The sequence below is a fragment of the Bacillus cereus group sp. MYBK227-1 genome, from assembly GCF_051916325.1.
Classification (GTDB): domain Bacteria; phylum Bacillota; class Bacilli; order Bacillales; family Bacillaceae_G; genus Bacillus_A; species Bacillus_A cereus.
In genome coordinates, this window is sequence record NZ_JBQAGK010000002.1 from 924629 (window position 1) to 945539 (window position 20911).

Genomic DNA, 20911 nt, shown 5'->3' on the forward strand with positions numbered 1-20911 from the left:
CAAGATATAATAAATGGAGTAACTATTTAAATGGAGGTAAAGTTTTTGGATTTCAAGCAACTAGAAAATAAATTCGAAAAGAAAAAAGTGAATACATTTCTTGTTTATCAAAAAGGGGAATTAACAACTGAGTATTATAAAACACCCGAATGTGCAAATAACTTATATAAAATAAATTCGATTACAAAAAGTATCGTATCTTTATTAATTGGTATTGCAATTGATAAGGGCTATATAAATGATATACATACATCAATTACAGAGTGGATTGAAAATGTACCTGGGGAAAAACATGATTTAACGCTATATCACTTATTAACAATGACTACTGGTGAGGACTGGAAAGAGTTTGGGAATGGAGTAGTATTCCCAAATGACTTTGTAGAATCAGAGAACTGGGTACAGTACATATTAGAAAAGCCAATAATTGAAGAACCTGCTACAAAAATGAATTATAATTCAGGTTCTTCTCATTTACTGAGCTATATTATTCAAGAAGCTACTGGAATGTCGACAGAGTGGTTTGCAAAGAAATATTTATTTGATCCATTGAAAATTAACGAATACGAGTGGCAACAAGATCCGCAGGGTATATATGTAGGTGGCTTCGGTATGAAAATGAAATCTACCGATTTATTAAAATTAGGAAAATTATGTTTGCAAAATGGATATTGGAATGGAAAAGAAATTGTATCAGCGAAATGGTTAAAAGAGTCAAGTAGGGCGCAATTTGAAACATATGAACATGTCGGCGCATATGGATATCACTGGTGGGTATTACATAACGAAAGATTTCACATACCGTATTGTATATATTTCGCTATGGGATACGGCGGACAATACATCGTTATCATTCCTCAATTAGAAGTAGTATCTATTATAAGTAGTCATATGCCAAAACGTGGGCTCGTTCCGTTAAAATTATTTATTGAGCATGTACAGGGAAATTCTAATTATATATAAGAAAAGGAGGGAATGTATGAAGGATGAAAAAATTTTATCTTTATTTAGACTATGTTTAAGCCTTCTAGCATTTAGTGCAATCATTACGCAATTTATAATACGGGCACAAGTGAAACCGTTCAATCCAGTTAACTTTTTTAGTTTCTTCACGATCGAAAGTAACATTTTAGTTGCATGTATTCTCCTTTTAAGTAGTATCGGAACAGCTACATTTGGTCGATCAGAACAGTTTAGTATACTTCGTGGTGCAGCAACGGTATACATACTTACGACTGGACTCATTTATTTTTTATTATTAAGAGGGTTAGAAGAATCACTTCAAACGGCAATACCATGGGTAAATACGGTGTTACATTATATCATGCCAATTGCTATGCTTTTAGATTGGATATTAAATCCACCAAATAAGAAAATCACTTGGAAACAAGCTTCAAGTTGGCTCTTATTCCCGTTTTTTTACGTTGTATATAGCTTAATTCGTGGTCCAATCGTGAATTGGTATCCTTATCCATTTTTAGATCCGAGAATAGGTGGATATGGTAGAGTACTTTTATACAGTATAGGGATAGCAGTTGTAATTGGCACTATTTGTATATTGGTAAGATTTTTAGGGAATCGATATTTTAGAAAAGAATTTTAGAAATGAAAGAAACCCGGCTGTTATGAATCTAAATAGCCGGGTTTCTTTCATTTTATCTACTCGTCTTCTGAAACGACATTTTAATAAATTTCTCCGTCTTGGTTTCAAATTCCACATCAACAAAAACACCATATTCTTTTCCGTCTTCACGTAGCCACAATTTGAATTTTTCAACTGTTATTTGAACGGTTTTTGGTTTTCTACCTATATGAAGGTAATCAATAATCTCTGCTTTTGGGTACTGTTCTTTCGTTTTCTCTACAGCAAGCTTACCCCATTTTGCATACGGCGGCTGCGCATGAACAATTGATGAGCCTGTATATACATTTGAACATGTTGTTAGGAACAGAAGGACGAGTGCGACACGCTTTAACAAATTCTTCATGATGAACTCCTTTTATCCTTTTTTTATATTGTTTACATTTTCTTTCTACGATATTAGTTTGGATTTTTTTGTCTTCTTTACATAAAAGCGAGGCTTTTACAAAACATAACCAAGAAATCATTTACATAATTAAGGAGGGAAAATTATGCGCCAAAAAGCTATGTTTAAAATAGCGGTTTTACTTGCGTTCATAGGACTGTCTTTAATGGTCAGTAGTATACAACTAAAGAATGTAGAAGCATTTTCTAATCAAGTCATTCAAAGAGGAGCATCGGGCGAAGATGTCATTGAACTGCAATCTCGTTTAAAATATAACGGATTTTATACGGGAAAAGTAGATGGTGTTTTCGGATGGGGTACATATTGGGCACTTCGGAATTTTCAAGAGAAATTTGGATTACCCGTTGATGGTTTAGCTGGAGCTAAAACGAAGCAAATGCTCGTGAAGGCAACGAAGTATGACAAATCAACTGCTAATAAAGGAACGACAACGAATAAAGGAAATAGTGGTGGCACTGCACAAGAGAATAAACCACCTCAAAATAAAGGGACAAATGTTCCGAACGGTTATTCTCAAAATGATATTCAGCTGATGGCAAACGCAGTATACGGAGAATCACGTGGTGAACCGTATTTAGGACAAGTTGCAGTAGCTGCTGTTATTTTGAACCGTGTTACAAGTGCGTCATTCCCAAATACTGTTTCAGGTGTAATCTTTGAACCTAGAGCATTTACAGCGGTAGCCGATGGACAAATATATTTAACACCAAATGAAACAGCAAAAAAAGCAGTTTTAGATGCGATTAACGGATGGGATCCAACAGGAAATGCTTTATATTATTTCAATCCAGATACTGCGACTAGTAAATGGATTTGGACTCGTCCACAAATTAAAAAAATCGGTAAACATATTTTCTGTAAATAGAGCGGAGGTGGGACAATGTTACGAGGTATTATCATTGTATTATTAACAGTCGGTGTAGTAGGAACAGGCTATTGGGGCTATAAAGAGCACCAAGAGAAAAATGCGGTTTTAATTCGAGCGGAAAATAGCTATCAACGTGCATTCCATGATTTAGCATACGAAGTCGATTTATTACACGATAAAATTGGCACAACACTTGCGATGAATTCACGATCATCTTTATCACCTGCATTAGCGGATGTATGGCGTCTAACATCTGAAGCTCGCTCAGATGTAGGACAACTACCTTTAACATTAATGCCATTTAATAAAACGGAAGAATTTTTAGCGAATATCGGTGATTTCAGTTACCGTGCAGCCATTCGTGATTTAGAAAAAGAGCCGTTAAATGAGCAAGAATATAAAACGCTACAAACTTTATATTCAAATGCAGGAAATATACAAGATGAACTAAGAAAAGTACAACATCTTGTTTTGAAAAATAATTTACGCTGGATGGATGTAGAAATGGCACTTGCATCAAATCGCGATCCAGCAGATAACACAATTATTGATGGATTGAAAACTGTAGAGAAAAACGTAACATCATATTCTTCTACAAACTTCGGACCGACCTTTACAAGTGCGCAAAAAAATAAAAAAGGTGGATTTGAAGCGGAAGGAAAGGCAATTTCTAAAGATGAAGCGGCGAAAATTGCCAAATCGTTTTTGAATTTAAAAGGAAATGAAAAAGTAGATGTTGAGAAAAGCGGAAAAGGTGCGAAAGAATCCTTCTATAGTGTGAAAATTAAAGATGAAGCAACGAACAATGAGTTCTATATGGATATTACCGGAAAAGGCGGATATCCAATTTGGGTTATGAATAACCGCGAAATTAAAGAACAGAAAATTAGTTTAAACGATGCAGGTAGTAAAGGTTTGAAATTTTTAAAGGACCATAAGTTTAATAATATGGAGCTTTATGATAGCTCTCAATATGATAATGTTGGTGTATTTACGTATGTAGTAAATGAAAATGGAGTACGAATTTATCCAGAAGCAATCCAAATGAAAATTGCTTTAGATGATGGTTCTATCGTTGGGTTCTCCGCAAAAGAATACTTAGCGTCACATCAAAAGCGAACAGTTCCATCGGCAAAGCTAACTGCAGCAGAAGCAAGAAAGAAAATCAATCCGGATGTAAAAGTCATGGAAGAACGTAAAGCTTTAGTAGTCAATGATTTGCATAATGAAGTGCTTTGCTATGAATTTGTAGGCACTTTAGGAAAAGATACGTACCAAATATTCATTAATGCTAATAGCGGGGCCGAGGAAAAGGTAAAGAAAATGCAAGCTGTTGAAAAAATTTATGATTAAACCTTAATAGTGAAGTGGTGAAAATAATGAAAACTCTAATATATATATTGATGCTTTGCTTCGTTATAACTGGATGCAGTATTGGAAAAAAAGACAATCCAAACGAAAAGCCGGAACAAAAAAATGTTTCAATGAAAAATGTTAATTATACGAATAAATCAAATAAGCCAAATGAAAAAGCAGCAGATCATTTAGCATCTTTAGCAGCAAGTGTGCCAGGTGTGAATGATGCAACAGCGGTCGTTGTTGGAAAATATGCTATTGTAGGTATTGATGTAAAAGCAAAACTTGATCGAACTCGAGTTGAATCAATTAAATACTCTGTTGCAGAAAGTTTAAAAAATGACCCTGACGGTGCTAATGCAGTCGTTGTAGCAGATGTTGATACGTATGAACGCCTCAAACAAATCGGAAAGCAAATTAAAAAAGGAAAAACAGGTGAAGGTATACTAGATGAATTAGCCGCTATTGTGGGCCGAGTAATGCCACAAGTTCCAAATGATATGATAGAAAATAGAGAAACGAATCCAATTAAAGATAATGATAAACAATTACCAAAAGATGAAGAACAAGAGTTAAGAAAAGAACAGGATGATCAATCAAATAATCATTTGAATAATTGAAATTAGCCTCGTACTTAATTGTACGAGGTTTTTAAATGCAATATTAAATATTCAGTTTATTTTTAAGGGAATATATGGTTTAATTATCATGGGAGGGACAACTGTTATGATGAAAAAAAGCGCATGTATATTGTTTAGTTTATGCTTAGGTTTCAGTATGACAGCGTGTGAACAGAGAAAAGAAGTGAAAAACCAAACAGCAACTTCTTCTACTGTGATGGAAAGGCAACAGAAAGAGTCTATCAATATAAATCATTTCTCGAGTATAAATGAAGGAATGATTTATACAGAAGTGAAAGATTTAATTGGTTTTGAAGGAGATTTACTTATAGAAGAAGGGGTAGAGCATTCTACACAAATTAAACAAATTTTTGCTTGGAAAGGGAACGATCCAAATTCATTTGTTGAAATTACCTTTTTAGATGGAAGAGTGCATTCAAAAGCACAGCAAGGTATAAGTTAATAAGCTAAAAAATGGGAGAGTTTAGCATGAACATACACACAGGGGAAATTCAATTAGCTCCGTATAAGGAGAAATATAAAGAAGTTATACAAACATTTACTTTACCAAGTGAACAAGTTCAGTTTACATCAGATCCAAGCGCATTACTGGAGAAAGCAAAAAGTGATCATACAAAAAATGTGATTGTTATTTTAGATCACAATGGGGTACCGGTGGGTCTTTTCGCATTGGAAACGGGAGATAGAGTAAAGGAGTTCACAGATAATGAGGATGCTTTACTTTTAACGTCATTTTCTATTAATCACAATAGACAAAGAAAAGGATTCGCTAAAAAGTCATTGATATTATTAGAAGAGTTTGTAAAATGTTATTTTCCAATAAAAAATGAAGTTGTACTTGCTGTGAATGAAAGAAATATTCCTGCACAAAATTTATATGCAAAAGTTGGTTTCCAAGATAGAGGTTTTAGAAGAATGGGACCAATTGGCCAACAAATAATAATGCATTTATCTATAATGAAATAATGAGATAGAAAACTTACTCTTGAATATTCAAGTAGTAGGTTTTTTTATTTTAACAATATATAATATATGTATATAAAATGAAACAGGAATGAAGGATATAAAAAATGAATCAAGATAGAAAATGGAATATCGTTGGAGGAAGAGTGATTAAAACTGGAATTGCAGTTTTTCTTACAGTGTTAGTTTGTGATTTTTTTAACATCCCAACTATTTTTGCTGTAATAACAGCAATTGTTACAATTGAACCAACTGCAACAGACTCAATAAAAAAAGGACTTATTCGCTTTTCGGCCTCAACAATTGGATCGGCATATGCCATGACTTTCACATTTTTCCTACGCCACCAAGCAATTTCTTATGCATTAGCTGCAATGTTTACGATCGTTACATGTCAAAAACTAAGGTTACATGCGGGAACTTTAGTTGCAACTTTAACTGCCGTAGCAATGATTCCAATTACGGCAAATCATTATTTTACTGCATTTTTAATTCGTTTAGCTACTACATCTACTGGTATTATAGTATCTACTTTAGTGAATTTTTTCATTTTTCCACCCCACTACACGAAAATGATTTTTGGATGTACAGAGGATCTATTTGCTAAAACAGCAAATATTATGGAAGAATGGATTACTGCATTAGTTGCAGGAAAAGGTGTGAAAAAGGAGACTGCTCAGGATTTATCTAAATTGACTTTATTATTGCATAAGGCGATACAATTTGTTCAATATGAGCAGAAAGATTGGAAATATCATCAACATACAAAGAAGGAAATGAGAAGCTTTTTAACGATGCAGAAGCAACTTCATATATTACAGCAAATCATTTACCATATAGATAATTTAGCTCGGGTATCAATTGAGACTTGTGACTGGTCACAAAGTGAAAGAGAAATATTACAACGAACAATTCATTCTATAATTGCTATATTGAGAAACCGTTGTAATGAAATTGATGAGGAACATTTCAAACTTATTGCTGAATTAGACAAGCAATTTTGGAGTTATAAAAATGATTTAAAAGATTATAAACCAAATCATTATCATCACCATTTTTCAAGTGAATCTATTATTTTATTTGAGGTATTATCTATTCATGATATGTTAGAAGAATTAAAACAAATATCCGAGAAATATGAGTGGGAAAACCGATTCAATTGATAAGTTCATTTTACTGTGGGGGGGATAATATGACATTTTATATTGCATTACTAAGAGGAATCAATGTCGGTGGCCATAAAGTAATCAAAATGGCTGATTTAAAACGAGTGTTTGAATCAATAGGGTTAAAACAAGTGAAAACATATATACAAAGTGGTAATATTGTGTTCGAATCTGAGGAAGGTATAAACTTTCTAAAGGACCAAATACAATCTGAAATAAAAAAAGAATTTGATTTCGATGTTCCAGTCATGCTAAGAACACATGATGAATTTATAAATATTATTAAACAATGTCCATATGAAGTTCATTCATTGTTAGAAGGAGAAAGTGTTCATATTGCTTTTTTAGCTAATGTACTTTCTGAAGAAGAGAGTAGTCAATTGCTTACATTTAAAAGTGAACTTGAAGATTGCTATATAGATGAGAAGGTCGTTTATTTATTTTTCAAAAATAGCATTCGAAATTCTAAATTAATGAACCAGTTTCAGAAGTTACATACACCAGCTACAGTTAGGAATTGGCGGACTGTGAATAAATTAAAAGCAATTGTAGAGAGTATGTAAATATAAAAAGATGAGGTTTTCTACATGTAGAAAACCTCATCTTTTTACTTATATTGTTTTGCAACTATGAGTTCGACAATAGGATAAATAAAGAATGAAGAGCAAATTGCGATGAACAGGGGGAGGTTTTTTACTCCATCTAAATTAGCCCCCATAGAAAATCCTTCGGAGAAGATTAATAAAAGGAACATTACAACTACAAGCACAAAATACGCAATTTTAAAGCTTTTATATGTAATTTGTTGTCCCATCTCATCTTGACTTTCTTCTGACACACCGTGGGGATCTCCCCAAGTAATGTGATTAATTAAATTACTAAGTATTAACGAAATAGCAAAAATCGTACCACCTAAAATAGAACCTTCAGTTATGTATTTATATGTGCCATGTACTAGTATTGCAATTAATGCTAAAACAATGATTATAAAAATAGTTTTTTTAGTATTCAATAAATAATTGCCCCCTCGATTGTAAAAAACTCTTTACAAATATAAGTATAAAATTGGAAAAGTGTCATGTCAAATATTTTTTACACACAATATGTAAGTATGCAATATTTTGTTTTTATGATAAATAAAAAATTACAATACATTTGAATGTAAAAGAATGGGCTCGCATATATTTGGAAGGGATGTCAGATTAATTTAGGGGGTAGTTATGTCTATACTTTTAAAAGCTGGTGCAGATGCAGGAAACAACGGTTTGAAGTTAATGGTGAAAGGGCAAGACCCTATTTTTATTCCGAGTATTTATTCTTTATATATAGGTGAGCCTACAGGACTCTTAGATGAGGTAGATGTTTCATTATCTGAATTAGAAAACCACATTGATGTGACTATAAGTTCGCCATCGTTAATGCTAAATAATGTACGATATATCGTTGGAGAAAAAGTTATTCAAGATCAATTAAAAGGTACTGAGGTAGAGAAGAAATCGAATAAGTCAACGGATGAGTTAATGGTTATTACAATACTATCAGGTTTGGCGGTAAGCGCTATGCGTCAAAGTCCAACTTCTAGCCATATTAATATTCGTTATGATTTATCTGTCGCTCTTCCTATGCAGCTTATTACACAAGAAATAGCTGCTGAAAATGCAAAACGTTATATGGGAAATCATAAGGTTATTTTCCATTATCCGAACGGACGCGATGTGACAATTAATGTTTCAATTGAGTATTGTAAATGCCTGCCTGAGGGCGCTTCTGGTACGTGGGGCATTGTATACGATGAAGAAGGAAATGTTGTGAAACATAAAATAGAATGTGAGCAAAATCAAGTTTCTGAAATTGATTTTGTAGATAAAACTCTACTCTCTTTTGATATTGGTGCAGGGACGACAGAAGAAGTCGTTTCATTAGGGGTGAATTTCCGTCCGCAACTAAGTAAAGGTTTATCTTATGGTGTAAAAGAGACGTTACTACAAATCATTACGAGATGGAACCGAAAGTATCCAACTAAAACGATTGATAGTATTACAGAATTCAATCAAATTTATTTAAATGATAAGCATCCGAGAAATACCTTATTAGTTGAGGAATCACAGCCAGCGCTATTAGGTTTAGCAGCACGTGTTGCAACAGATATTATAAATAAAATTGATGATATGAAAGACGATCCATACGTGTTTATTTATGGCGGGGGTGCAGTAATTATTAAAAATAGTTTAAAAATGATTTTAAAGCAAAAAGGACGACTCAAAAATGTAATCTTTGTAGATAATCCGTTATTTACAAATGCACGAGGATTATTAGTTTATACTTGTTCGCCAAAATATAGAGAGCATAAGCAAAAAGAGTTAGGATTTACAAACTTAACGATAAGTTAGTTGGTGGAAGTATGCGATCTAGGCGATATAAACGTGGTGATCGAGTAAAAATCAATATTCATAAATCGGTATCACCTGAAATGCTTGCGTGGCTGAATAAACAATCAAATCCAACTAATTTCTTCTTTTTTGCTGCGCAGCAACTATTTAAACAAGTTGGAGATATTGACGTTTCAAAAGCTTTACCAAGCAGCCATGTTTTCTCATTATATGTGGAGCCTTCATCCTTATTAAAAGTCGAAGTAAACCCTTTTAAAAACATGACACTAGACACAAATACATCCACCGAAAATGCAAAAAAAAAATTATGGGAATCTGTTGATCAATTAGATTGTCCATTTTTTTAAACATAGAAAAATATAAAAAGTCCCCATCACTATACATACGAATACAGTGATGGGTTTTTGTTTGTAACTAGAAGGGGGCACAATTTGTGCCCCCTTCCATTAGTTATTTATCTAAATTTTAGATGTATATTTAGAAACAGCGTTAATTATGCTTTCCCAGTCATCTGGATGGTTTTCATGGCCTGCCCCTTTAAGAGTTAATAGTACTGAGTTTGGAATTTCATCAATTAGTGCGAGGCCATGTTCAAATGGGAGTGCTGTATCGTCTGTTCCGTGAATAACCAATGTTGGTGCTTGTATGGAGTGAAGTACACCTTCATATGCATCATCACCTTGAAGTAAAGCGTGATTAAACATACTTAATAAATTGTTTGCGCGTTCTATTTCTTGTTTTACTTGTGTATAAACTCTATTTTCATCAAATATTCGTTCTGATCCACATAATAGACGAGATCCTGAAACTAAATATTCTGCCACATCATTTTTATTTGTCCAATCTATACTTGCGCTCTTTACATGATGTGTTAAAATCCTTTCATCCATTGGGGGTAAATCGCGAGTATTATTATCAGATCCTATTACACTAGTCGCTAGTAAAGTTAGCGTCAAAATTCTTTCGGGATGTTTTACAGCGGCAATTTGAGCAATCATACCACCTAATGACATACCAAAAAGATGGGCTTTATCAATATGATAAGCGTCTAATACTCCGATTGCATCTTCAGCCATATCTGTTACTGAATAATTTGAAGTGCCAGGTTCATATGTAACAGAGCGTCCAACATCGCGATTATCAAAGCGAATAACAAATTTTCCTGTGTTCGCCAACTGTTCACAAAATTCTTCATCCCAATATATCATTGAACAAGTAGCTCCCATAATTAATAAAATAGCGGGATCATTAGAGTTACCGAAGCTTTCTGTACATATATCAATACCGTTTATTTTAAATATCTTTTCACTCATAACGTTAGCCCCATTTCTTTTGAATTTAATTAATAATACAGTTTTGAATAATTCTAAGATGTGTGTAAGATTCTTTTTGAAATTCATCCCGCTATTTGCCGGGCAGTAAGAGCCCGATTGGGGTGAGGAATGATTAAAGTTTCACTTTATAATGCTTTTTGCATAATTACCCCCAAAAATAAGTATATGGTAATTCAAGGCAAAAAATTTTGAGAAATAATTGTATGTTATTAAAATAAACAGCAAGGAGGAGAGGAAATGAAAGCAATCGTTATTGATCGATATGGCAGTGTTGAAGAATTAAAAGAAAGACAAGTTTTAAAACCGGTTGTTAAGAATAATGAGGTATTAATACGTATTTATGCAACATCTGTTAATCCAGTTGATTGGAAAATAAGAAAAGGTGACTTACAAGAACAGTTACGCTTTTCATTTCCAATCACTTTAGGATTAGATGTAGCTGGAGTTATTGAAGAAGTTGGAGAAGATGTAGAGTGTTTCAATATAGGAGATAAAGTGTTTACGAAACCTGAAAATATAGGAAGCGGCTCTTATGCTGAATTCATTGCAGTACAATTAGATTTAGTATCACATATGCCTAATAATATTAGTTACGAAGAAGCAGCTTCTATTCCTCTTGCAGGACTTACAGCGTGGCAAAGTCTTGTAGATTACGCAAAAATAAAAGAGAATGACCGTGTATTCATTCATGCTGGAGCTGGTGGCGTTGGAAGTTTGGCAATCCAAATCGCAAAATCATTTGGAGCTTTTGTTGCCACGACTGCTAGTAGTAAAAATAAAGAATTTTTACAGTCTTTAGGAGCGGATCTCGTTATTGATTATAAAAAAGATAAATTTGAAGAACTAGTATCAGATTTTGATATTGTGTTAGATACAATAGGTGGCGAAGTGCAAGAAAAAAGTTTTCGAATTATTAAACCTGGTGGTGTTCTAGTTTCCATTGTTCATGAACCACTACAAAAAGTAGAAGGAATAAAATCAGGATTTTTATGGCTAAAACCAAATGGAAAACAATTAGAAGAATTATCAGCTTTAATTGTAAACGGAAAAATCAAACCAATCATAAGTAAAGTGGTGCCATTTAATGAAGCAGGAGTTCGAGAAGCTCATATTTTGAGTGAAGGACAACATGTTAGAGGAAAGATTGTAGTTAAAGTGGAATGATAATAAAGATTACAGCTTATAGAGTAACTAGATTTGAATAACGAAAAAGCTCAACAATAGATAATATCCCATACTATACATTTTCATTTGCGGGCATTATTTATTGTTGGCTAATGTGATATTGCTTCTAACAAATACTTTTTCGTATTGTATCATGTAATTTCTCTAATCCAATTTCCATATCTTTCTCGTTTAACATTGAATAGCTAATTCTTAATTGGTTATCATTTGTTTCGTAGTTTAATAGACAAGCTGTTCCTGGTAAAAAAGAGACATCTACTTCATTTGCTTTTTGTAATAAGGTAAAGGGATCTATCGAATCAGGTAGTGTCACCCATAAATTAAAACCTCCATTTGGTATTTCAAAGTGTAGTTCTTTTAATGGCGATAATATATCAATTGTTAAATCACGTCTCATTTGTAAAGCTGTACGTAATTTTTCTAAATGGTTTTTCATACGTTCTGCACGTAAAAACGGTAGAAGTGCCTTTTGTGTTAATAAAGGACTACCGATATCCATTGAACCTTTTACTGCATATAGCCATTCAAAAATAGGACCATCGGCAATAAGCGCCGCGATACGCAGTCCTGGTGCTAACGTTTTACTAAATCCTTTTATATATATTACGTGGCCATCCTTATCAAAACTTTTGATTGGGGGCGGGATTATAGCATCTTCAAAATATATTTCTCCGAAAGAATCATCTTCAATGATAAAAAATTGATATAGCCCCGCTAGTTCTATAAGTTCCATTCTTCGTTCTTTACTCATTACTGTACCTGTCGGGTTTTGGAAGGTCGGATTCGTATACAATAAAACGGGATTTTTACTTTGACAAATATCATCAATTAAGTCGGAGCGAACTCCATGATTATCAAGAGAAACAGGAATGATTTGAACACCTTTATTGATGAAAACATCAAGCGCGGCACTGTAACACGGACTTTCTACTAATACAGTATCTCCAGGTTTTAATAATGTTTGAGCAATTAAATCAATTCCTTGTTGTGCTCCGCTTGTAATTAATAATTGAGATGGGTCCGTCACTAATTTCTGGTGTTCATTTAAGTAATTTGCTATTTCAACTCGCAATTCATAATCGCCTTGAACTGGCCCATAAGTTGCTAACAACATCGGATTTTTATCCAGCAATTTATGCATTTCGTCTGCCAAAAATGGATTTGGTAACAGACGGGGATACAGAATTGCTTGTGAAAAATCATAATATTTACGGTGTTTATTCATTGCATATTGAGAACGCATAACATTAATAGATCTTGATTGTTGCCATTTATACGGTATCGGTTTGAAATCTTTCTTTACACGTTTATATATGTAAGCACCTTTTCCTTGTTCGATGCGTATATACCCTTTCGTTTCTAACTGTTTATAAGCTTTACGAACAGTTAATACATTGATTTGTAAATCTGTGGCCATACAACGTAAAGAAGGAAGGGATTCACCATGTGAAAGCATACCACTTTGTACTCTTTCAACAATTTGCATATATATTTGCTTGTAATACGGTATGTTTGATTCTTTACGCAATACAATCTTCATAGGTTCACCTATTTCTCTTTTTAATTTAATTAAAGCGAAAAATATATAGGGAATCAACTACAACTTGAAGTAACTGTTATATGTACCGATACACTGTTATACACCATAGCCTCTATACTCATTTTAAGAGTAAAAAGGAGGAAGTAAAATGGTCATTTTTAATTACATTTTAGTATGTATTATTTTCGGGACAACATTTTTAACGATTAAAATTGGAATTGAAGCAGGAGCGCCACCGTTGTTTTCAGCAGGAATTCGTTTCTTTTTAGCGGGTATAATCCTTATGATTATTTTTAAATTAAAGCGAAAAGAAATTATGCCACATATATTTTCAAAACGTATTATGTATGCTGGATTTTGTTTAACATTTATGACATTCGCAAGTTTATATTGGTCAGAACAATATATTTCTTCGGGATTAGCTGCTGTTCTTTCTGCTACGGGACCAATGATGATTTTATTAATACAAGCAAAGAGGAATAGGGAGAAATTACAAAAGGAACAACTCGTTGCTTTAGTTATTGCACTAATAGGTGTTATATTTGTTTCTTTACCAGGAATGCATCAACAAGTAAGTTTCATATGGAGTATTGCTTGTATTGTTTTAGTTATAGGGGAGCTATTTTACGGAATAGGCTCTATTCGTTCAAAAGAAATACTGTCAGATTTATCAAATGTATCACCATTTCTTATTAACGGTATTCAAATGTTTTATGGAGGGATTTTACTACTCATCGCATCTATTATTGTAGAACAACCAAATGTAACCGTATTAACTTCATGGAGTGTGCAATGGCCTATTTTATATCTCATATTTATCGGATCGATTGGTGGACACGGATTATATTACTGGCTCTTATCAAAAACAAATCCAGTATTTCCATCGACGTGGTTATATGTATCACCATTAATTGCAATAATTGTGGGATATATCATTTTAGGAGAGCCTTTAAATCCTACAATGGGAATGGGGGCTTGTCTTATATTGATTGGTGTATTTTTGGCCAATCGTTCAACACTACGGACTTATTTCAAAAAAGGGCGGTTATTAGAGAAGGAGATGTAGTTTAATAAAGCAACAGCCCTGTATATTACAGGACTGATAAAATCAAAAACACAGTTGGAAAAATAACCAACTGTGTTTTTGATAATTAATTCACTTTTTTAATAAAGCCTTTATAATGACGTTTTACAAGCTGGCTTTCTAACGTCTTCATAGTTTCTAGTGCTACACCGACAATGATAAGTAAGCTTGTACCACCAATTTGAGCAGAAGGTGGTAACGTAGCAATTTTCGTGAATACGAGCGGTAATATAGAAATTGCACCTAAGAAAATTGCACCAATAAATGTTAAACGGTATAAAATTTTAGTTACATATTGTTCAGTTGCTTTACCAGGACGAATACCAGGAACATATCCATTTTGCTTTTTCAAATTCTCAGCCATTTGTTCAGGATTTACTTGAATAAATGCGTAGAAGTATGTGAAAGCAACGATAAGACCGACATAAAGTGTCATTCCAATTGGATGTGCGAAATCAAGATTTGCAACTAACCATTTTGATACGCTTGAATCAGGGAAGAGCTGCGCAATTGTACGCGGCGTCATTAAAAATGCAGAAGCAAAGATAACTGGTATAACACCAGCACTATTTACTTTAAGCGGTAAATGAGTGTTTTTTGCTCCTTGATATTGATTGTTTCCTGAAACAGCTTTTGCATATTGGATCGGTATTTTACGTACAGCTTGTTGAATGTAAATAACACCAACAACTATCGCTAAAATTACGAGTCCAATTAAAACAATTTTTATTATGTGCATAAATAGCTGATCGCCAGCATTTTGGAATTGTTGTAAATAAATTTGATTTGCAACATTTGGAATCGCGGCAACGAGACCTGCGAAGATAATCATCGAAATACCATTACCAACTCCGTTAGCGGTAATTTGTTCGCCTAACCAAAGTAAAAATGCAGTACCTGCAGTTAAAACTGTCGCAATAAATAAGTATGTAGTCCAGCTTTGATCTGTTATTAATTGTCCACCTGCTATATTATTAAAGCCATAAGACATTCCGATGGCCTGTATGAATGCGAGAATGATTGTAAAGTATCGAGTGAATTGAGCTGATTTCTTACGGCCCATTTCTCCTTGCTTTGCCCATTCCGAAAACTTAGGTATAACATCCATTTGTAGTAATTGTACTATGATGGAAGCTGTAATATATGGTGTAATACCTACAGCAAAGATTGAGAAATGTTGCAATGCTCCTCCACCAAATACGTTTAACATACCTAGAACGTTAGCTTGATCTTGTACTTTTAATACCTCTGCGTTAGTATGAGGAACTGGAATAAACGTGCCAATTCGAAAAACGATTAACATCGCTAGTGTAAAAAGGATTTTCCTTCTTATCTCAGCTACTCTCATGAAATTTGAAATCGTACGAAACATTATGTCGCCTCCTATATTTTTATCAGTAAAAAACTGATTATTATACCCTATGAAGTAACCACAAACCTCCTTCCGCACTAAATTCATTTGACAAATGGATTTTCATACACTTTGTAGTTTTCACGGATATAAAAATATAAGGTGTTATATAAGCGACCTATACACTTTACGTAATCATTCAATACCCATAATATATCGAATAAATTAACAAATGTACATACATACGCATTAAAAATGAATAAATAGGGTCATTTTTTACATTTATTTAATGATAAATTGATAGGACATTATTATTCAAGATTGTTATACATGTTATAAAAATAAAAGCGAGCCATTATGATTTATAACTAATATTCATTCAAATGTGTCAGCTAATAGCGTCTCCCAATCTTTAAAGGATAATTTATCAGTTATATGTTTTAGTGCGTTAGGTACAACAATATGACAAATAAGTTCTAAGCTATTACCATCTGGATCAATAAAATAAACAGATGCATTACCTTGATGTGGACGGACAAAGGGTTCAATAGATTCATTACTCCCAAACGGAACAGCTTTAATTTGAAGTGAGTGTAACCAATGTAATGATTCTTTTAAATCCTCATAGGAAACTCTAAATGCAATATGACGTAAAGAAGGATGATATTTTGTTTCGTATTCAGAGCCCGCCCATAATCCTAGCCAACTTTTCCCTTCCTCAATCCAAAAGAATGCTGTTGATTCATCGCTCCAGGCTAACTTCAACCCTAGTTTTTCATAAAATTCGATAGATTGTTGTAAATTACTCAATGGTAAATGCGCTTCGTATATTCCTTTAATCAATTAAAATCCTCCACCTTTTTATTTTCTTACAATTAATATATCGATTTAAAAAGAATGTAAAATCAAATAAAAGTATGAAAGTACATACTACTTTAGTAGTAATAGTAATCAATTATATTTCAATTCAAATTCATCTCCCGCTGATTAAAGTTTCACTTTATATGATTAGAGAATTCTTTTTATTTAAGAAGGAATAAATGTTAAAGAAAGCTAATTAAACAGTGTACATATTTATAGGGGAGAAGATATAAATGAAAGTTGTTATAAAAAAATTACCACCATTAGAAGTAGCGTATATAAGACGAACTGGTAGCTACTTTGAACCGCAAGATCACTGGGGAAAGTTACTGAATTGGTCAATTGAAAATAAACTGTATCCACCAGAGCAATCATTTATCGGAATATCATTGGATAATCCTGAACTTGTTGCAAGTCATAAGTGCCGGCATGATGCATGTGTTACGATTCCTGAAAACTTCGATAAAGAAAAGTATCATGATGTGCAATTTAAAAAATTAGATGGAGGTACATATGGTCTATACCAGTTCTATGATGAACCTCATAAATTAAGTGAAGCGTATCAATACATGTATGTAGAGTGGCTACCAAATAGTGAGTATGATGCAGATTATGATAGAGATAATTTAGAGTTTTGCTTAAATAATGTTGCTGAAGATCTAGACGGAAAGTTAAAGGTTGATTTATTTGTGCCAATTAAAAAGATATAAAAAAACAAATAAGTTCATTTGTGGCTTTAAAATAAAATTGGAATAGTAGTGAAAGAAAAACTTTTTTTGAAGATAATATCTCTAGCGTAGAAATTTAAGTATGTAGGTTGCAATGAAAGGAGAATCCACATGGATACATTTGTAAATGACAAGTTTTATGAAACGAGAGATCAATTATTTGAGGAAATTACTTTGTTGAGTGATGCTCAATTTAATAGGAAACCAGATAAGGATAAATGGAGTATTGCACAAGTTTGTCATCATTTAGTTTTATTAGATGAGAGAGTGATAACAGTTATTTCCTCAGGGTTAAAAAAGTTAGATAGTACCCAAAATGAGCGTAAAGAAATTCACACTATTTTATTAGATAGAACGAAAAAGTTTATAGCTCCAGAAATGATTGAACCAAGTATAGAACCATTTGAAGTGGAGCAAATGCTCAATATGCTAAACGAATCAAGAAAAGAATTGATGCGTTTCCTGAGTACAATAGAAGATGAGTCTATATTAGCGAAAAAATCAGTGATGCATCCAGCTCTTGGAGAATTATCCCTTGATCAGTGGATAGAATTGATCTATTTACATGAACAGCGTCATATTTCACAAATAAAAGAGATAAAATTGCTTTGTGAAATTGAAAAGTAAAAATTATTCCCTATTTATTGATACGTATTATAAACAGGGGAAACGGTTGATTCATATTGATTCAGAAGAAAACAAAAGTAGAATGAAATTAGTTGAAAGTAACCAATAAACTTAAGAAAATATGAAACTACCCGATTTTCTGTATAAGTGTAACCCCGTCTTAAATGAAGAGCGGGGTTATTTTTTTTTGAAAGTGTTTTTATTTAGAAGGAAATAAATCAGCAACAAAATTCAAAAAATAATCATCATAACATATTGTATATGCCCGTTTTAATAAATTGAAATGGTGATGAATGATATGTCCTTATTTTGAAAGTACACTTCACATCCTTAAGGAAGGTGTATTCTGTCAGGAAATGATAAAATACCATTCTGTTAGGGGATGTATGCAATTTATTCTCTTTATTTTTGCAACAGAACCACCTTCAAAATTATCTTTTGTAGTTGAAGTTTCCTGAATAATAAGTTACATTTTTAAAGTTCAAGCAACTTTATGAAAGTACAAAAAGGGGAGAAATATTATTATTATGCAAAAAATGAAATGGAAGAACTATGTATGTTACTTTGTAATTTTATTACTGCTTGGAACGGCAGTAATAGTCAAACCATCTATCTCTAAGGCTGAGGAATCTGAAGTTAATATTACATTGTTAGGTACTGCAGATATTCATGGTAGATTTATGCCTTGGGATTATGCGCTTGATGGAGCAAATATGAGTGGAAGTTTGACGCAGCTTTATACGGTTATAAAGAAGGTCCGTCAAGAAAATCCAAATACCATATTAGTAGATGCCGGGGATACAATTCAAGGAAACTCAGTAGAATTATTCAACGATAAGCCACAATCGCCAATGATGGTAGCGATGAATACAATGGGATATGATGCCTGGGCATTTGGAAATCATGAATTCAACTTTGGATTAGATACATTGAAAAAAGTTAGTGAGCAATATAAGGGAAAAACGTTAGCAGGAAATATTTATAAGGAAAATGGAGAGCGCTTTCTTCCTGCATATACAATTGTAGAAAAAGGTGGAATTAAAGTTGGGATTATTGGTATGAATACACCAATGATTAGTGATTTTGAAAAAGGGACAGATCACTTAAATGGTTTAGTGGTGAAAAATCCGGTAGAAGAGACGAAAAAGGCAATTAAGGAATTAGAAGGTAAAGTAGATGTAATGGTAGGAGTTATGCATATGGGACTAGAAAATGAGAATGGTATCCCTGGTACTGGTGTTCAAGATATTGCAAATGCTTGTCCGGAACTAAGTGCTATTTTTGCGGCTCATATGCATAAACTTGTAAAAAAAGAAGTTGTAAATGGCGTAATTATTACAGAACCAGATAAATATGGAACACATATTTCACGTATTGACCTTACTTTTACAAAGCAAGATGGGAAGTTGGCTTTAAAAAATAAAACTGCTACCGCTATACCTGTAAAAAATGCTGATGGGACAACGATATTATCCGATCCTACACTTGAAGAAACATTAACACCTTTTCACGAATATGCGAGAGGAGATGCAAATGTTGTAGTCGCTCAATTAAAGGGTAGAAATCTTGTTCCTGAAAATGAAATAAAGGGTATTCCAAGTGTTCAGATTCAAGAAACACCTTTATCAGATTTCTTTCATGAAGTTATGCTCTACTACAGTAAAGCAGATGTAGTAGCCCATCAAATTGATAATGATTATGCCCGTTTAGATACAGGCCCTATTAAGAAAAAAGATATTGCGTACAATTACCAATATGCCTTGGGAGAAATTACAGTATATAAGATTTCTGGAAAAGATTTAAAAGACTATATGGAATGGGCAGCAGGATATTTTAACTCATCTCGTGCCGGAGATGTAACCGTTAGCTTTGATAAAACCCGCCGTGCATCTAAATACAGTACGAACGATTTCTTTGGAGGCGTAAAATACGAAATTGACTTAACAAAACCATATGGAAGCAGAATTACAAATTTACGCTCTATTCGTACAAACAAACCAATCAAAATGAGCGATGTTATGACGTTGGGAATGAATGCATATAGAATGGAGGCTCTTCAGGCAAAAGGTGGAGCTTTAGAGGGGCGTAAGTTTGAACAAATTTGGTCATCTAAACAAGAGAATGCATTTGGAGAAACAGGCGGAACCATTCGTAACCTTGCTATTACATATTTAAAAGAGGTAAAGAACGGTGTATACACACCAAAAGTTATGCATAATTGGAAAATTACTGGTGTAGATTTACATTCTTCAGAGCATAAGGCGGTAGTTGATCTTGTGAATAAAGGGATTTTAGAAATTCCAAAAACAGAAGACGGAAAATACACAAATATAGCATCTATAAATACGAAAGACTCAATTTCAAAAGAAGAGATTATATTACTCTCACAAAAAGCAAATATTAATCCAAATCAGTTTAATCATGTAAAGACAAAAGGTGAATTTTACAAAAAACTTAGTAGGATTACTAAAAGAATATAAATTATAAAATTTCTTATAGTAATTGTTATTTTAATAACATTAAACCCACTCTTACAATAGTAAAGAGTGGGTTTTTATGTTGTTATTTAGAGGTAAGTATACTTTTATTACAATGAATATAGATAATTAATAACTAACCAATTGGGTGAGCACCTATAAGGACTCTCTTTTATTCAAATTAATGTACATATGTGTTCCGTTCATTATTTATAATATTGACTACAATTTATGTAATTTTGCATAATGTTACGTAAATTGTGTATTTTCTCTTTTTTTAGACATTAATAGA

22 protein-coding genes are annotated in these 20911 nt (G+C 33.0%); 16 read left to right on the forward strand and 6 right to left on the reverse strand.

What is annotated here, in order from left to right:
• The first annotated feature begins 45 nt into the window (after window positions 1-45).
• Window positions 46-963 carry a serine hydrolase domain-containing protein gene (locus ACTFRM_RS11855; RefSeq protein WP_322372895.1) on the forward strand — a complete coding sequence of 306 codons (918 nt, stop codon included), beginning with the start codon at window positions 46-48 and terminating at the stop codon, window positions 961-963.
• A gap of 16 nt (window positions 964-979) precedes the next feature.
• Window positions 980-1603 carry a Pr6Pr family membrane protein gene (locus tag ACTFRM_RS11860; RefSeq protein ID WP_000650957.1) on the forward strand — a complete coding sequence of 208 codons (624 nt, stop codon included), beginning with the start codon at window positions 980-982 and terminating at the stop codon, window positions 1601-1603.
• Between the two features lie 52 nt (window positions 1604-1655).
• Here the strand turns inward: ACTFRM_RS11860 and ACTFRM_RS11865 are convergent, their stop codons facing one another.
• Window positions 1656-1988, reverse strand: a complete 333-nt coding sequence (locus ACTFRM_RS11865; protein ID WP_000793373.1) for a DUF3889 domain-containing protein — start codon at window positions 1986-1988, stop codon at window positions 1656-1658.
• A gap of 145 nt (window positions 1989-2133) precedes the next feature.
• Here ACTFRM_RS11865 and sleB point away from each other — a divergent pair, with 145 nt between their 5' ends.
• From sleB to ACTFRM_RS11900, 7 genes are all read left to right on the forward strand, one after another.
• Window positions 2134-2913, forward strand: coding sequence for a spore cortex-lytic enzyme (gene sleB / locus ACTFRM_RS11870; RefSeq protein WP_001249063.1), 780 nt, complete (start codon window positions 2134-2136; stop codon window positions 2911-2913).
• 15 nt (window positions 2914-2928) lie between these two features.
• Window positions 2929-4269, forward strand: coding sequence for a germination protein YpeB (gene ypeB, locus ACTFRM_RS11875; protein WP_322372894.1), 1341 nt, complete (start codon window positions 2929-2931; stop codon window positions 4267-4269).
• Between the two features lie 26 nt (window positions 4270-4295).
• Window positions 4296-4892: a YhcN/YlaJ family sporulation lipoprotein gene (locus ACTFRM_RS11880; RefSeq protein WP_322372893.1), complete on the forward strand. Its 597-nt coding sequence runs from the start codon at window positions 4296-4298 to the stop codon at window positions 4890-4892.
• Between the two features lie 106 nt (window positions 4893-4998).
• Entirely contained in the window at window positions 4999-5355 is a 357-nt protein-coding gene (locus ACTFRM_RS11885; protein ID WP_322372892.1) for a hypothetical protein, read from the forward strand.
• Between the two features lie 11 nt (window positions 5356-5366).
• Entirely contained in the window at window positions 5367-5879 is a 513-nt protein-coding gene (locus ACTFRM_RS11890) for a GNAT family N-acetyltransferase (protein WP_322372891.1), read from the forward strand.
• A gap of 104 nt (window positions 5880-5983) precedes the next feature.
• On the forward strand, window positions 5984-7039 hold the full coding sequence (locus tag ACTFRM_RS11895; protein WP_322372890.1) for an aromatic acid exporter family protein: 1056 nt from the start codon (window positions 5984-5986) through the stop codon (window positions 7037-7039).
• A gap of 29 nt (window positions 7040-7068) precedes the next feature.
• The gene (locus ACTFRM_RS11900; RefSeq protein ID WP_000145145.1) at window positions 7069-7605 is read left to right on the forward strand and encodes a DUF1697 domain-containing protein; all 537 of its coding nucleotides are present in this window, start codon (window positions 7069-7071) and stop codon (window positions 7603-7605) included.
• 44 nt (window positions 7606-7649) lie between these two features.
• Here the strand turns inward: ACTFRM_RS11900 and ACTFRM_RS11905 are convergent, their stop codons facing one another.
• Window positions 7650-8054 carry a hypothetical protein gene (locus ACTFRM_RS11905; RefSeq protein WP_001093141.1) on the reverse strand — a complete coding sequence of 135 codons (405 nt, stop codon included), beginning with the start codon at window positions 8052-8054 and terminating at the stop codon, window positions 7650-7652.
• Between the two features lie 208 nt (window positions 8055-8262).
• Here ACTFRM_RS11905 and ACTFRM_RS11910 point away from each other — a divergent pair, with 208 nt between their 5' ends.
• Entirely contained in the window at window positions 8263-9432 is a 1170-nt protein-coding gene (locus ACTFRM_RS11910; RefSeq protein WP_000025622.1) for a ParM/StbA family protein, read from the forward strand.
• A gap of 11 nt (window positions 9433-9443) precedes the next feature.
• Complete coding sequence (locus ACTFRM_RS11915) at window positions 9444-9779, forward strand: hypothetical protein (RefSeq protein WP_001257760.1); 336 nt, start codon at window positions 9444-9446, stop codon at window positions 9777-9779.
• Window positions 9780-9890: 111 nt separating this feature from the next.
• Here ACTFRM_RS11915 and ACTFRM_RS11920 read toward each other — a convergent pair whose 3' ends face one another.
• Window positions 9891-10745: an alpha/beta fold hydrolase gene (locus tag ACTFRM_RS11920; protein ID WP_059303756.1), complete on the reverse strand. Its 855-nt coding sequence runs from the start codon at window positions 10743-10745 to the stop codon at window positions 9891-9893.
• Between the two features lie 258 nt (window positions 10746-11003).
• Between ACTFRM_RS11920 and ACTFRM_RS11925 the strand changes: the two genes are divergently transcribed.
• A complete protein-coding gene (locus ACTFRM_RS11925; RefSeq protein ID WP_000644580.1) occupies window positions 11004-11930 on the forward strand; it encodes an NADP-dependent oxidoreductase in 927 nt (308 codons plus the stop codon).
• 127 nt (window positions 11931-12057) lie between these two features.
• On the opposite strand, the gene pdxR is transcribed toward ACTFRM_RS11925, so the two are convergent.
• Window positions 12058-13491, reverse strand: coding sequence for a MocR-like pyridoxine biosynthesis transcription factor PdxR (pdxR, locus tag ACTFRM_RS11930; RefSeq protein WP_000706780.1), 1434 nt, complete (start codon window positions 13489-13491; stop codon window positions 12058-12060).
• Window positions 13492-13639: 148 nt separating this feature from the next.
• On the opposite strand from pdxR, the gene ACTFRM_RS11935 reads away from it, so the two are divergent.
• Window positions 13640-14557: a DMT family transporter gene (locus ACTFRM_RS11935; protein WP_000234337.1), complete on the forward strand. Its 918-nt coding sequence runs from the start codon at window positions 13640-13642 to the stop codon at window positions 14555-14557.
• 85 nt (window positions 14558-14642) lie between these two features.
• Here ACTFRM_RS11935 and secY read toward each other — a convergent pair whose 3' ends face one another.
• Window positions 14643-15947 (reverse strand): preprotein translocase subunit SecY, encoded by a 1305-nt coding sequence (gene secY / locus ACTFRM_RS11940; protein ID WP_000490135.1) that lies wholly within the window; start codon window positions 15945-15947, stop codon window positions 14643-14645.
• Window positions 15948-16301: 354 nt separating this feature from the next.
• A complete protein-coding gene (locus tag ACTFRM_RS11945) occupies window positions 16302-16769 on the reverse strand; it encodes a VOC family protein (RefSeq protein WP_440043320.1) in 468 nt (155 codons plus the stop codon).
• A 251-nt stretch (window positions 16770-17020) separates the two neighbouring features.
• Between ACTFRM_RS11945 and ACTFRM_RS11950 the strand changes: the two genes are divergently transcribed.
• From ACTFRM_RS11950 to ACTFRM_RS11960, 3 genes are all read left to right on the forward strand, one after another.
• Window positions 17021-17497, forward strand: coding sequence for an AraC family transcriptional regulator (locus ACTFRM_RS11950; protein WP_000869612.1), 477 nt, complete (start codon window positions 17021-17023; stop codon window positions 17495-17497).
• A gap of 129 nt (window positions 17498-17626) precedes the next feature.
• On the forward strand, window positions 17627-18142 hold the full coding sequence (locus ACTFRM_RS11955) for a DinB family protein (RefSeq protein WP_000379366.1): 516 nt from the start codon (window positions 17627-17629) through the stop codon (window positions 18140-18142).
• Window positions 18143-18669: 527 nt separating this feature from the next.
• A complete protein-coding gene (locus tag ACTFRM_RS11960; RefSeq protein ID WP_001171090.1) occupies window positions 18670-20622 on the forward strand; it encodes a bifunctional metallophosphatase/5'-nucleotidase in 1953 nt (650 codons plus the stop codon).
• Window positions 20623-20911 lie beyond the last annotated feature (289 nt).